Below are 13858 nucleotides of genomic sequence, written 5' to 3'. Positions count from 1 at the left end.
GAAGAGTGATAAGCTGGCGTATTCTTGTAACACTTCTTGCCAGTCAAACTGCGGCGATACAGCAAAACGGATTATTTCATCAAAGCCTTGCGACTTCGCTGCTGATTTTATCTGAGTGGCTGCCAAATTTAGTAAAAATGCTTCTTCACCAAACAGTAAGTAAAAAGGTGCTAAGCCTTGTTTTAAATTACTTGCTACTTGATTTGGGTAAATGCGCATTAATACTGCCCAAGTTGACGGATAATCAGGTTGCTCGCCTGCGTTCGTAACTCGCTTAAAATAAGCTCCATTTCGCGCGATTTTGCCAGTGCATTGTCTGGGTCATCCTGATAATTACGGGTGAGCTCGAAACTGTTGGTAATTGGTTTTTGTTGGTCGCGGATGAGTTGATAGCGAACGGTATAAATAAGCTCATGTTCAGCAACCTGACCATTTGGAAACAAACTTAAAGTGCGTCGCGTCAATGAATCATTTAGCAGTTTGAGTTCAGCACTTGCGTGTGATTCATCTGTTGTATTGATATTACTTAATGCTAAGCTTTTTTGCAGCTCGGCATAAAGTTGCGAATCAGGATTGTTTGCAGTCACCACGAGATTTTGTAAATCTTTTGGTAACACAGATGCGGTACGCAGTTTAAAACCGCAGCCAACGAGTAATACAAAACACAGCAATAATGCTGTGTTTTGTAAAAGGCGTGGTGCAAACATTAGTTCGCAACCACGTTTAGTAATTTACCTTTAATAAAGATAACTTTACGGATAGTTAAACCATCAGTGAACTTAGTCACATTTGGCTCAGAGAACGCTGCTTTTTCAACTGCTTCTTGGTCTGCATCAGCAGCAACAGTAATTTTACCGCGTACTTTACCGTTAACTTGTACAACAACTAGCTTTTCGTCTTCAACCATTGCTGATTGATCAACTGCTGGCCATGGTGCATCAACTACATCACCGTCTTTACCTAAGCTTAACCAAAGCTCATGACATACGTGTGGCGTAATTGGTGAAAGCATGATGATCATTGCTTCAAGCGCTTCATAGCCAATCGCAATATCGTTGCTGTCGTTTAATGGTGCTTTAACGAGTTTGTTTAATAGCTCCATTACCGCTGCAATTGCAGTATTAAATGTTTGACGACGATCTAAATCATCAGACACTTTAGCAATGGCTTTGTGCAGTTCACGACGAAGTACTTTTTGCTCGTTTGAAAGTGATGCTGCATCAAGCGTTGTACGCTCATTTGCCATTACTTCGGCCGCGTATTTCCATACACGCTTAATAAAGCGATGCGCACCTTCAACACCTGAATCAGACCATTCTAGTGTTTGCTCTGGTGGCGCTGTAAACATCATAAATAAACGAACTGTATCAGCACCGTATTGGTTAATAACCGTTTGCGGATCAATACCGTTATTTTTAGACTTAGACATTTTGCTCATACCAGCTGATTCAACTGGTTGACCATCGTCTTTGTGCCATGCTTTAACGATACGACCTTTATCGTCTTTTTCGTTTTCAACATCGCTTGGCGAAATCCAGATATCGCCGCCTTTTTCGTCTTTACGGAAATAAGTTTCAGCTAATACCATGCCCTGACAAAGTAAGCGCTCAAAAGGCTCATCTGAATTAACTAGGCCAAAGTCACGTAATAATTTGTGGAAGAAACGTGCGTAAAGTAAATGCAAAATTGCATGCTCAATACCACCGATATATTGGTTTACAGGCAACCAGTAGTTAGCTGCACCTGGCTCTAGCATGCCTTCATCGTAACGTGGGCTACAGTAACGTGCGTAGTACCAAGACGATTCCATAAAGGTATCGAACGTATCAGTTTCGTGGAATACCTGCTCGCCATTAACTGTTGCTTTAGCCCACTCAGGATCGGCTTTGATTGGCGATGTTACACCGTTCATTACTACATCTTCTGGAAGACGTACTGGTAGCATGTCTTCTGTTGCAGCAAGCTCAGAACCATCTTCTTTATTCAACATTGGGATTGGTGAACCCCAATAACGCTGACGGCTTACCCCCCAGTCACGTAGACGGAAGTTAACTTTACGCTTACCAGCGCCCATGCCTTCTAGTTTGTCAGCAATCGCATTAAATGCTGCTTCAAACTCAAGACCATCAAATTCGCCAGAGTTAATTAACACACCTTTTTCGGTGAATGCTTCATTCGCGATATTTGCTTCTAATTCAGAACCCTCAACAGGTGCAATCACTTGTTTGATTTCAAGGCCGTAGGTGCTAGCAAATTCAAAGTCACGTTGGTCGTGACCTGGTACGGCCATTACCGCACCCGAACCGTAGTCCATTAGTACAAAGTTAGCAGCCCATACAGGTACTTCTTCACCAGTTAATGGGTGAATCGCTTTAAAGCCTGTGTCGATGCCTTTTTTCTCCATTGTTGCCATATCAGCTTCAGCAACTTTGGTGTTCTTACATTCTTCAACAAATGCAGCAACGGCAGGGTTATTTTTTGCGGCTTCTTGTGCAATAGGGTGACCTGCTGCAACACCAACGTACGTTACACCCATAAAAGTATCTGGACGAGTGGTATAAACCGTAAATGTTTCGCCATTATCAGCGCGTTTAAAGTCAATCTCTAAACCTTCAGAGCGACCAATCCAGTTGCGCTGCATGGTTTTAACTTGCTCAGGCCAGTGCTCAAGTTTATCTAAATCGTCAAGTAGCTCTTGCGCATAATCAGTGATTTTAATAAACCATTGTGGAATTTCTTTTTGCTCAACAATGGCACCAGAGCGCCAACCACGTCCGTCAATTACCTGCTCATTTGCAAGTACGGTTTGGTCAACTGGATCCCAGTTAACTGTTGACATTTTTTTGTATACAAGGCCTTTTTCATAAAGCTTGGTGAAGAACCACTGTTCCCATTTGTAATATTCTGGATGACAAGTCGCGATTTCACGATCCCAGTCGTAGCCAAAACCAAGTTGTTTTAACTGGTTACGCATGTAGTCAATATTTTCATAGGTCCATTTTGCAGGTGCAGTGTTGTTTTTAATTGCAGCGTTTTCTGCAGGCAGACCAAATGCATCCCAACCCATAGGTTGCATTACATTTTTACCTTGCAAGCGTTGGAAGCGCGATACTACATCACCAATTGTGTAGTTACGTACGTGACCCATGTGCAGGCGACCACTTGGGTAAGGGAACATTGATAGGCAGTAGAACTTCTCTTTACCTTCTTGTTCAGTTACTTTAAATGTTTGATTTTCATCCCAATATTTTTGAACTTTCTGTTCGATATCCTGCGGGCTGTATTGCTCTTGCATTCTAATTTCCAAACTACTTGCAAAATAAATAAAAATTGGCGCTTAGCATAGCGTAAATTGCGGCGCTAATACACCCTTAGCTGCCGATTATGGTTAAGTTTTTTATGTACATTTATCTGCACTTTAAAAGTTGTAAAGCTAGGTTCAAATTGCTGCATTAATGTTCAGTTAACTGCTTGAAACAAGATATTTTTTGTAACATGACTATACTTAACTAAGAAGGAAATGGAGGTGCAAAATGAAAGACAGTTACAACAACTACATTAAGCGTTTTCAATCATGGCTCACAGACTTGAGCGAGCATGAGTTAAAAGAGGTTCAAAAGGCGTTTTTTGATTTTCAAAAAGAGTTAAGTGCGTTAGGAAAATATTCAAAAGAACAAATTCAAGATTACAGCTACTACCTTAAGCGCGATCTTGAAGAATTCAAAAAGCGGCGTAAAGAGCAAAATGTAAATGATCTTGCCATTGCAGAGTTTAATGAAGAATGGTGGTTAGCTCTTTCCCATTTAGTTGATAAAACTCAACTTGAGTGGTCACTCATTTTAGATGATTTTGAACATAATGGTATTTACAAACAAGGCGAATGGGTTTCTTTCGGTGAATTTCAATGTCGTCAATGTGGCGAGATTAAACATTTCACTCACCCAAGTCAGCTTGATTCGTGTACTGAGTGCGATGCCATTGAATTTCATCGCATAGCTAGTGCGCCATAAATATTTAAACTTTCAGGTGTTATTTTATAAGGACTTGAGTAGACTCATACAAAAAATGCGATAGCGAGCAAGCGCTAATAAGGACGGTAGTAAAATGAACATTGGCGAACAGAATAAATTAGGTGCAGATGTTTTAGCACCTCAAATAGAGTTGCACGCAATAGAAACCTGTATGGCACAGGCATATCCAGATGAATATACCATCATTGGCCAAAAACGCGCTCAAAGTGCCATTGACTTTGCTTTAGGCATGGACTTACCCGGATACAATATTTATGTGATGGGCGAACCAGCACTTGGCCGCTTTACTATGGTGCAAGAAAAATTAGCTGCACAAAGCCGTACCAAGCAAACACCGCCTGATTGGCTTTACTTAAATAATTTTGATGAACACCGTCAACCGAGTGCCATCTTTATGGCAGCAGGCGAGGGGAAACTGTTTTGTGATGATATTGATTCACTTATCGATGAGATTTTAGATACCTTCCCAGCAGCGTTTGATAACCCAAATTATCAACGTCAGAAAAAAGCAATCGATAGCAGCTTTAATGAAAAATACGATGAAGCACTTGAAATCGTCGAAAAAATTGCAAATCAGCATAACGTGGCGTTATTTGAAGAGTCTGGGGTGATCAGTTTTGCCCCAGTGATTGATGGCAAACAACTTGATGATGCTGAATTCGCAAGCCTTGATGATGAACAAAAACAATATTTTTACGATGTTATTTCACGTTTAGAAAGTGCATTAAATGAAGCCTTAATTGAGCTCCCGCGTTGGAAGCGTGAGTCTTCAGAAAAGTTACGTGAACTCAAACAAAAAACGGTCGAAACAGCCATTAAACCACTGTTAAAAGACTTAGAGCATAAGTACACCAGCCACCTTGGTATTGTTAAGTATTTAAGAGAACTTAAAGCGGAATTAATTGACGCAGTACTTGAATGGTTAGGCGAAGACAGCGACGACAACAATAAAGAAGATCTCGATAAGCGCGCAATGCTAACTGAGTATATTGCGCCAAATATCATCGTGAGCCACAAAGAAGAAGGCGCGCCAGTAGTTTACGAGCCTAACCCGACATTTGGCAATATATTTGGCAAGGTTGAATACACGTCACAATCGGGTTCAATTGTAACCAGCTTCCGTTCGATTCAATCAGGTGCGCTGCATCGTGCCAACGGCGGTTACTTGGTAATGGACGCGGAAAAGTTAATGTCCAATAGTCAAGTGTGGGATGCACTTAAACTTAGCCTTAAAAGTAAGCAGATAAAAACAGACCTTGCAGCACAAGATTCGAGTGTTGGTGGCAGTTTTACACTCAAACCACAGTTAATTCCGCTTAATGTCAAAATCATTCTTTTAGGTTCACGTGATTTGTATTACGTAATGCAAGAATATGATGATGAATTTAACGAGCTTTTTAGAGTGCTTGCAGATTTTGATTATCATATTCCGGCAACCGATAAATATCAGTTTCAGCTTATTAGTCGAGTACAAAAGTACGCAGCAGATACGCTAGAGATGACGCTTTTGCCAGAAGCTTTTGCTGCGTTATTACGATTTAGCCATCGCCAAGCCGAGCACCAACGCAAGCTTTCAGCGCGTTTTGCAGATGTGATTGAGCTTACAAATGAGGCTGCGTTTTTTGCAAGACAGGATGGAGATACAACGATCGAGGCCAGCCACATTGATGAAGCACTTGCGAGTAAACAATATCGTACTGGGCAAATTAGTGAATCTTTTATGACCGAAATTAAAGAAGGTCATGTGCTTATTCAAACTGAAGGCAGCCAAGTAGGTTGCGTTAATGGTTTAACTGTACTCCATATTGGTGATACCAGCTTTGGCACGCCTGCACGCATTACCGCGACAGTTTATGCTGGCAGTGATGGCATTGTTGATATAGAACGCGAAGCCGATTTAGGTAAGTCTATTCACAGTAAAGGAGTAATGCTTTTAACGGGCTATTTAGGTAACAAATACGCGCAAGATTTCGCTCTTACCTTAAGTGCTAATATTGCCATCGAACAAAGCTATGGCTCGATTGATGGTGATAGTGCATCACTTGCAGAACTTTGCGCACTGGTTTCCGCAATTACACGTTTGCCAATTAATCAAGGCATAGCATTAACAGGTTCTATTAACCAACATGGTGAAGTACAAGCGATTGGTGGTGTGAACGAAAAAATCGAAGGTTTTTTCAAGTTATGCCAAATGCGCGGATTGAATGGTGCGCAAGGGGTGATTATCCCGCAATCGAATGTGCATAACTTGGTTTTAAATGCTCAGGTTGTTGATGCGGTAGCGAAAGGACAGTTTACGATTTACGCTGTCGATAAAGTAGATCAAGCGTTTGAAATCTTACTGAACAAGCCTGCCGGTGAATTATCGGCAAAAGGTACGTATGGCAAAAATACAATACATGACTTAGCCTTACGACGCCTTAGTCATTTTGCGGAAGTAATCAATGGTGGTGTTGAAGAGTAGCGCTAACTTAAATGAAGCAGACTGCTTTTTCAGTCTGCTTTTTCAATTTGGCTGTTTTTACGTTTATAAACCTATTATAGATACAATTTTTAATAATCCTAACTTTCGAACGCAGTGTGTTACTTGCTAAAACTCAGTTCTAACGATGTTTATTACGCCTTTATAACTTTAACTATTTCGCAAATAGAGACTTAATATTTAAATATTAAACCTTGTGGCGTAATCGATACTGAATCAGCAAGCTTATTATTAAGCTCGACAACAAAAATACATATAATGGATAATTACCAAACTGACTGAAGAACGTATTGCCAGTGAGTAATGGCAGTTTTAAGCGCTCTACAGCGGCTTCAAACTGTGGCAAGTATTGCCCCTGTTTTGCTACTGGGTCGTAAACTCCGCTTATCCCGTTATTGGTTACACGAATCAGCGGTAAGCCAAGCTCCAGTGCACGCATACGCGCAATTTGCATATGTTGGTGGGGGCCATGTGAATTACCAAACCAAGCATCATTACTAACGGTAAACAAAAGATCCGAATTCTCAGTGTAATTACCACGAACTAAATCGGTAAATGCGATTTCATAACAAATTGCTGGCAGTACATTAAAGCCGTTAGCGACTAAATTAGCTTGCTTTGCTTCACCTCGGGTAAAAGAGGAATGATCTAAGTTAAATAGTGGCGCAATAGGGCGGAGCAACTGCTCAAATGGCACAAACTCGCCAATTGGTAAAAGTTGATGTTTGCTATAGCGATTAGTATGTAAGTAGTGATAGTGCCCTGTTGTGTCATCTGCATTCTTCTTGCCCACAGCAACAAGGTTGTTATAAACCGTTTTTGTGCCCAGTTGATAGTCTAAAACACCGGTAATTAGCGCGGTATTATTAAATGCAGCTGCTTTATCGAGATTTGCTAAGTAATCATCGACTAATACTTCAATTTCAGGAATAGCCGCCTCAGGCCAAACGATTAAGTCAGCTTGCCAATTTGGGCGTGTCATATCTTGGTATTTTGCCATGGTAGGCCAGAAGTTTTCTGGGGCAAATCTCAATTCTTGCTTGATATTACCTTGTACTAGCACAACATCGATTGTTTTATCGCTATAACTTACACGGCTTGCTAAGTGTGCGCTGATAAGTGCAGTAGAGATAATGACACACGAGGCCATAATCGGCTTAAAACGCTTTTTACTTGCAGAAAACATGGCGTATGCAATAAATAATACCACTACAGTTAATCCCATTTCACCAATCCAAGGCGCTAATGCTGCAAAAGGGCTGTCGGTAAGGGTGTAGCCAAAACTTAACCAAGGGAACCCTGTTAAAAGTTTACCACGTAGGTATTCCATCAAAATAAAGAGCGGTATAAAACAAGCAATATATGAAATGGATAACGAATTTCTAGCGCTAAATTTATGCGTCAACCAGCAAGCTAATGCTGGGTAAATTGCTAAATAGGAGACTAACAACAGCATTAGTAATAAAGAGGCAATTAAGGGCAGGCCACCAAATTGGGCTATCGATACATGTACCCAGCTGATGCCTGCACCAAACCAGCCTAAACCGAATAAAAAGCCATTCGTTGCCGCTATTTTATTTGATGCATTGTTATTTAGATAAAAAAGGGTTGCTAAAGCGAGAGGCGCAATCGGCCAGAGATTGAATGGTGCATAACCTAACACCATAAAAATGCCGGCAAATAATGCCAGCATTTTTGATTTTACGTTTGATAGAGTCACGTTTAATTATCTGTCTGAACGTCTTCGTTATTATCATCGCTCTTAGGTAACGTTACTTGTACTTGCAGAATGCGACGGCTATCAGCGTTGGTGATTTTAAATTGTAATCCATCGATTTCAATTGTTTCACCGCGTGATGGCATGTGACCAAACGCGTGCAAAATAATGCCGCCGATGGTTCCTGCTTCATCTGTATCAAAATAACTACCGAAGTGCTGGTTAAAATCTTCAAGTGGCGTCAGTGCTTGCACTAAGTAAACGTGCTTAGCTACCTGACGGATATCCTGCGTTTCTTCTTCATCATCATGCTCATCTTCGATTTCGCCGACAATGATCTCAAGAATATCTTCAATGGTAACTAAACCAGAAACACCGCCATATTCATCAATTACAATTGCCATGTGGTAGCGCTGTTGGCGAAACTCATTAAGGAGAGTGTCAACACGTTTACTCTCAGGCACGATAACGGCAGGGCGTAAATAGTCGCGTAGTGGCGGGTGCTCATCTTGGTTTTTTAAAATAAGCGGTAACAGATCTTTCGCCAGCAAAACGCCTTCTACATGATCTTTGTCTTCGCACACAACCGGAAAACGGGAGTGAGATGACTCAACCATAATAGGCAGCAGTTCGGCGATTGTTTGTTCTACATCCAGTGTAATCATTTGCGAGCGCGGGATCATGATATCGCGAACTTTTAGTTCCGATACACCCAAAACACCTTTCATCATTTCTTTGGTTTCTGGGTCGATCAAGTCTCTTTCTTCAGCATCGATAATGACTTCGACAAGCTGCTCTTTATTCTGGGGTTCCCCTTGTAACATTTGGGTAATTTTATCTAACCAAGTTTTACCAGAAGAACCCTGACTAGATTGCGAATTTTCGTCGCTCATAAGCGCTTTATTAGCTCCATTTTAAAAAAAGTAAGGATTTAACTATTCGGTAAATCCACGCTTGTTATATCAAATTTAGTAAAAATTTCAAAAATAAAATTAATCGCGATATGGATCGGCTATCGCTAATTCAGCAAGCAACTGCTTTTCAAGCGATTCCATTTCCAATGCTTCTTCACTATCTATATGGTCATAGCCCATTAAATGCAAGCAGCCATGAATTACCATATGGGCAAAATGGTCATGAAACGCCTTTTCTTGTTCAACAGATTCTTGCAGCACGACCTCTGGGCAAATGATCAAATCACCAATTAACGGTAACTCTATGCCTGGTGGTGCCTCAAATGGAAAGCTGAGCACATTAGTTGGCTTATTTTTGCCACGATACTCATGATTTAATTGCTGGCTTTCGCTGGCATCACTGATGCGGATGGTCAGCTCTGCGTCTGGTTTTAAATTTGTAAGCGCCTTATTTGCCCACAGCTCAAACTGCTCAAATGTTGGCAAGTTGTCAAATTCATGGGCAATTTGTAAATCTAATTCAATCATTAGGTTTTTGACTCGTTTTCTGCATTTACTTTTTCAAGCTCTTGCTGCTTTTTCTTTTCGATTTTCTTTAAGCGTTCAATTTCATCATGTTTTTCGTATGCTTCAACAACCGCCGCAACAACAGGGTGACGAACAACATCGTGTGACTTAAAGAAATTAAAGCTAATGGCTTCTACATCGCTTAGTACTTCGATGGCATGACGAAGCCCTGAGCGTGCACCGCGCGGTAAATCCACCTGAGTGATATCGCCTGTAATCACTGCTTTTGAATTAAAACCAATACGGGTTAAGAACATTTTCATTTGTTCTACCGTGGTGTTTTGACTTTCATCTAAAATGATAAAGGCATCATTTAAAGTACGACCACGCATATATGCAAGCGGAGCTACTTCAATCACGTTTTTCTCGATTAAACGCTCAACACGTTCGAAACCTAACATTTCAAAAAGTGCATCATAAAGTGGGCGTAGGTATGGGTCGACTTTTTGGCTTAAATCACCCGGTAAAAAACCTAATTTTTCACCTGCTTCAACCGCAGGTCGAGTCAGCAAAATACGGCGAATTTCTTGTCTCTCGAGCGCATCGACAGCGGCAGCAACAGCAAGATACGTTTTACCTGTACCTGCAGGGCCAATACCAAAAGTAATATCGTGTAATAGCACGTTTTTGATATAGGTTGCTTGATTTGGGTTACGAGGTTTAACTACACCACGGCGGGTTTTGATTACAAGTTCATCTCGATATAAATCATCGTCTTGCTCAAGTACTGTGGTTTCTTGAATGGTTAAATGCACTAAATCAGGTTCGATATCTTTACAAATACCTTTCACTGGCTGTGTTTCAATATAGAGATTTTTAATAACTTCGGTTGCAGCAATTACATTGTGTGCGTTACCGGTGATTTTAAAGTGGTTTTCACGATGTGCTATTTCAACACCAAGACGACGTTCGATTTGTTTTATATTTTCGTCGAATGGGCCACACAGTGAAGCAAGACGTTTGTTGTCAGAAGGTTCGAGATAAGTTTCTAAAGTTTTTAACTGGGTACTCAAAATGGGTTCCTTGGCTTGGTGTGGCATTTAATGCCACACCAAATTTAAATCTAAGGTGTAAATGTTGCAACACCCAATTCGTTAGCTTCTTTGCTTTGTGCTTTACCTAAGATATCACTTGGCGCAACGTCTTTACGCAGCTCCATTTCGGCTTCGGTACGAATTAGTTCACCACGTAGCGAGTTTGGTAAGGCTTCTGTAATTTTTACATCAACAAATTGACCAATTACTGAATGAGGGCCTTCGAAGTTTACAACACGGTTGTTCTCTGTACGGCCGCGAAGCTCCATTGGATTCTTTTTCGATGGACCTTCAACCAAAATACGTTGTTCAGTACCAAACATTTTACGGCTGATATCTTGCGCCATTTGTGTAATGCGGTTTTGCAAAATGTATAAACGCTCTTTCTTTTCAGACTCAGGTACATCATCTGGTAAGTCAGCTGCTGGTGTACCAGGACGTGCACTGTAAATAAAGCTAAAGCTCATATCAAAACCAATATCATTGATAAGGTTCATGGTCGCTTCAAAATCTGCGTTAGACTCACCCGGGAAACCAATAATAAAGTCAGAGCTCATGCTTAGGTTAGGGCGAATTTTACGTAGTTTACGAATCGTCGACTTGTACTCAAGCGCAGTGTGACCACGTTTCATAAGTGCTAGAATGCGGTCTGAACCACTTTGAACTGGTAAGTGTAAGTGATCAACTAGCTCTGGTACGTCGGCATAGGCTTCAATGATATCAGGCGTAAATTCAACTGGGTGCGACGTGGTATAACGAATACGGTCGATACCATCAATTGCAGCAACATAACGCAGCAAATCAGAGAAATAACAAATCTCACCATCGTGCGTTTCACCACGATAAGCATTTACGTTTTGGCCAAGAAGATTTACTTCACGTACGCCTTGTTCAGCAAGCTGAGCAACTTCAAGTAATACATCGTCAAGTGGACGACTTACTTCTTCACCACGTGTGTAAGGTACAACACAGAAAGTACAATATTTAGAGCAACCTTCCATAATTGATACAAACGCACTTGGACCTTCTGCTTTTGGTTCTGGCAAACGGTCAAATTTTTCAATTTCAGGGAATGAGATATCAATTACAGAGCCGCTTTCTTCTTGAACTTGTTTGATCATTTCAGGTAAACGGTGCAATGTTTGTGGACCAAATACGATGTCGACAAATGGTGCACGCTGGCGAATTGTTTCGCCTTCTTGAGAAGCAACACAACCACCTACACCAATGACTAAATTCGGGTTGTCATCTTTTAACAGTTTCCAACGGCCCAATTGGTGAAATACTTTTTCTTGTGCTTTTTCACGAATTGAACACGTATTTAGAAGAATAACATCTGCATTCTCTGCTTCTTCAGTTAATTCATAACCATTGCTAGCATCTAATAGGTCTGCCATTTTTTTCGAGTCATACTCGTTCATTTGACAGCCCCATGTTTTGATATGCAGCTTTTTACCCATGTTATCGTGCCTCAACAAATTACTTACAGCTTAAAGGACGCGTATTTTATCCTTAAGCGTAGGTGGATTCAAATATGTTTGCAAAATCATCAGCAGTTATTCATCAAAACAATAAGGCGATTACTCTCTTTTTAATTTTTCTTAAAAAATATGAATCAAAATCAAACTTTTGCTAAGGGCTTACGTTAGAATAACAGGCAGTAAAATTTGAGGGATTTTTCGTATGAGTTTATCTATTAGTATTATTGGTGGTGGCATGGTGGGTGCTGCTGCGGCAGTTGCATTGGCAAAACAAGGACATACCATAAAGCTCATTGAAAATAATCCCATCGATGCTGCAAATGTGCTAAGTAGCGAACACATTGATATACGGGTTTCAGCACTTAATTTGTTTTCTGAAAATTTACTCGCAGAATTAGGGGCTTGGCAGCATATTGCGCAATCACGTAGCGCTGAATACAAGCGCTTGAGTGTGCAGGACTATCAGAAATCGCCGCTTATTTTCAACAATGCGGAAATTGGTGAATCACATTTAGGTCATATTATTGAAAACAGCATGATCCAGGCCTGTATCTGGCAAGAATTCAGCCATCACACTATTACTGTACTAAGTGATTTAGGCAAGTTAGAAGGGATTTTACATAGTAGTGACAAAACATCGCTATGCTATGAATCTCAAACAATTGAAGCTGATTTAGTGATTGTTGCTGATGGTGCACGTTCTCATACACGTGAACTATTAGGTATTGGTACGACTGGTTGGCAATATCAACAAGCATGTATGGGTGTATTAATTAAACTTGATGCTGAGCAGCAAGATATTACTTGGCAAGAGTTTCAACCAACTGGTCCTGTCGCATTTTTACCAATGCAGGCACCTTACGCTAATTTAATTTGGTATAACCACGAAGACACGTTAAGAAAATTAGCTGACGGTACTAAAAGCAATTTAAAAGATGCAATTTTAGCAAACTATCCATCGCTTCCAGGTGATTTTGAAATTATCAAAACGGCAGTTTTCCCACTGACGCGCCAACATGCAAATCAATACAGCAAAGGTCACTGTGTACTTGTAGGCGATGCTGCACATGCCATCAACCCATTAGCAGGGCAGGGAGTTAATCTCGGATTTAAAGATGTTGCGCAATTAGTTAAAAGCTTATCTAAAGAAACTTGCCTGACAAAGGTCTTAAAGGATTATGAACAAAAACGCCGGATCCCTAACTTGGCAATGATGAGTATGATGGATGCATGTTACTTTGCGTTTTCAAATGAGTTAACACCATTAAAATTATTACGGCAAAGTGCAATTGCTGGCTTAAGTAAACTGGGTCCAGTAAAAAGTCAGATGTTAAAATATGCAGTAGGCCATTATTTATAATGGCCTTTTTTCTGAAGAGAAAGAAATAGCGTAATAACGGCGACTAAAATATTTTGGATAAAAGGATAAAAGGATAAAAGGATAAAAGGATCAATCTAGAAGAAACATGGTGCGGAAGGAGAGACTTGAACTCTCACATCCGAAGATACTGGAACCTAAATCCAGCGCGTCTACCAATTCCGCCACTCCCGCACAAGGATATTTCAAAACAGAGAACTGTTTTTTGGTAGTCCATGTAAAACATGGTGGCTACGCCCTGATTTGAACAGGGG

The 13858-nt window shown here is 40.6% G+C and carries 10 protein-coding genes, 1 tRNA gene and 1 pseudogene; 3 read left to right on the top strand and 9 right to left on the bottom strand.

Annotation, left to right across the window (positions count from 1 at the left end; translation table 11 throughout):
• The 3 genes and pseudogenes from ABYD77_RS13450 to leuS form a co-directional block, all read right to left on the bottom strand.
• Positions 1–219 (bottom strand): annotated as a pseudogene (locus tag ABYD77_RS13450) (DNA polymerase III subunit delta); the annotation flags it as partial.
• Positions 219–707 (bottom strand): LPS assembly lipoprotein LptE, encoded by a 489-nt coding sequence (gene lptE, locus ABYD77_RS13445; RefSeq protein ID WP_372770643.1) that lies wholly within the window; start codon positions 705–707, stop codon positions 219–221. The gene lptE and the pseudogene ABYD77_RS13450, both read right to left, overlap by 1 nt.
• A complete protein-coding gene (gene leuS / locus ABYD77_RS13440; RefSeq protein WP_372770642.1) occupies positions 707–3295 on the bottom strand; it encodes a leucine--tRNA ligase in 2589 nt (862 codons plus the stop codon). Before leuS ends, lptE begins: the two co-directional genes overlap by 1 nt.
• Before the next feature lie 238 nt (positions 3296–3533).
• Between leuS and ABYD77_RS13435 the strand changes: the two genes are divergently transcribed.
• Together ABYD77_RS13435 and ABYD77_RS13430 are read left to right on the top strand one after the other, a co-directional pair.
• On the top strand, positions 3534–4010 hold the full coding sequence (locus tag ABYD77_RS13435; protein ID WP_372770641.1) for a hypothetical protein: 477 nt from the start codon (positions 3534–3536) through the stop codon (positions 4008–4010).
• A gap of 94 nt (positions 4011–4104) precedes the next feature.
• Positions 4105–6495, top strand: a complete 2391-nt coding sequence (locus ABYD77_RS13430; RefSeq protein ID WP_372770640.1) for a Lon protease family protein — start codon at positions 4105–4107, stop codon at positions 6493–6495.
• 205 nt (positions 6496–6700) lie between these two features.
• Here the strand turns inward: ABYD77_RS13430 and lnt are convergent, their stop codons facing one another.
• The 5 genes from lnt to miaB form a co-directional block, all read right to left on the bottom strand.
• Positions 6701–8206, bottom strand: a complete 1506-nt coding sequence (gene lnt / locus ABYD77_RS13425) for an apolipoprotein N-acyltransferase (protein ID WP_372770644.1) — start codon at positions 8204–8206, stop codon at positions 6701–6703.
• Between the two features lie 29 nt (positions 8207–8235).
• Positions 8236–9123 carry a CNNM family magnesium/cobalt transport protein CorC gene (gene corC, locus ABYD77_RS13420; RefSeq protein ID WP_372770639.1) on the bottom strand — a complete coding sequence of 296 codons (888 nt, stop codon included), beginning with the start codon at positions 9121–9123 and terminating at the stop codon, positions 8236–8238.
• Between the two features lie 99 nt (positions 9124–9222).
• Positions 9223–9672, bottom strand: a complete 450-nt coding sequence (ybeY, locus tag ABYD77_RS13415; RefSeq protein WP_372770638.1) for an rRNA maturation RNase YbeY — start codon at positions 9670–9672, stop codon at positions 9223–9225.
• Positions 9672–10724, bottom strand: coding sequence for a PhoH family protein (locus ABYD77_RS13410; RefSeq protein ID WP_372770637.1), 1053 nt, complete (start codon positions 10722–10724; stop codon positions 9672–9674). The genes ybeY and ABYD77_RS13410 overlap by 1 nt, the downstream gene beginning before the upstream one ends.
• A 50-nt stretch (positions 10725–10774) precedes the next feature.
• Positions 10775–12205 (bottom strand): tRNA (N6-isopentenyl adenosine(37)-C2)-methylthiotransferase MiaB, encoded by a 1431-nt coding sequence (miaB, locus tag ABYD77_RS13405; RefSeq protein WP_372770636.1) that lies wholly within the window; start codon positions 12203–12205, stop codon positions 10775–10777.
• Positions 12206–12428: 223 nt separating this feature from the next.
• On the opposite strand from miaB, the gene ABYD77_RS13400 reads away from it, so the two are divergent.
• Positions 12429–13586, top strand: a complete 1158-nt coding sequence (locus tag ABYD77_RS13400) for an FAD-dependent monooxygenase (RefSeq protein ID WP_372770635.1) — start codon at positions 12429–12431, stop codon at positions 13584–13586.
• A gap of 107 nt (positions 13587–13693) precedes the next feature.
• Here ABYD77_RS13400 and ABYD77_RS13395 read toward each other — a convergent pair.
• Positions 13694–13778 (bottom strand) — tRNA-Leu (locus ABYD77_RS13395).
• Positions 13779–13858 lie beyond the last annotated feature (80 nt).

The organism is Pseudoalteromonas sp. (assembly GCF_041629635.1).
Classification (GTDB): domain Bacteria; phylum Pseudomonadota; class Gammaproteobacteria; order Enterobacterales; family Alteromonadaceae; genus Pseudoalteromonas.
Note: the sequence above shows the minus strand (reverse complement) of the source record. Positions and strands in the feature narration are given on the sequence as shown.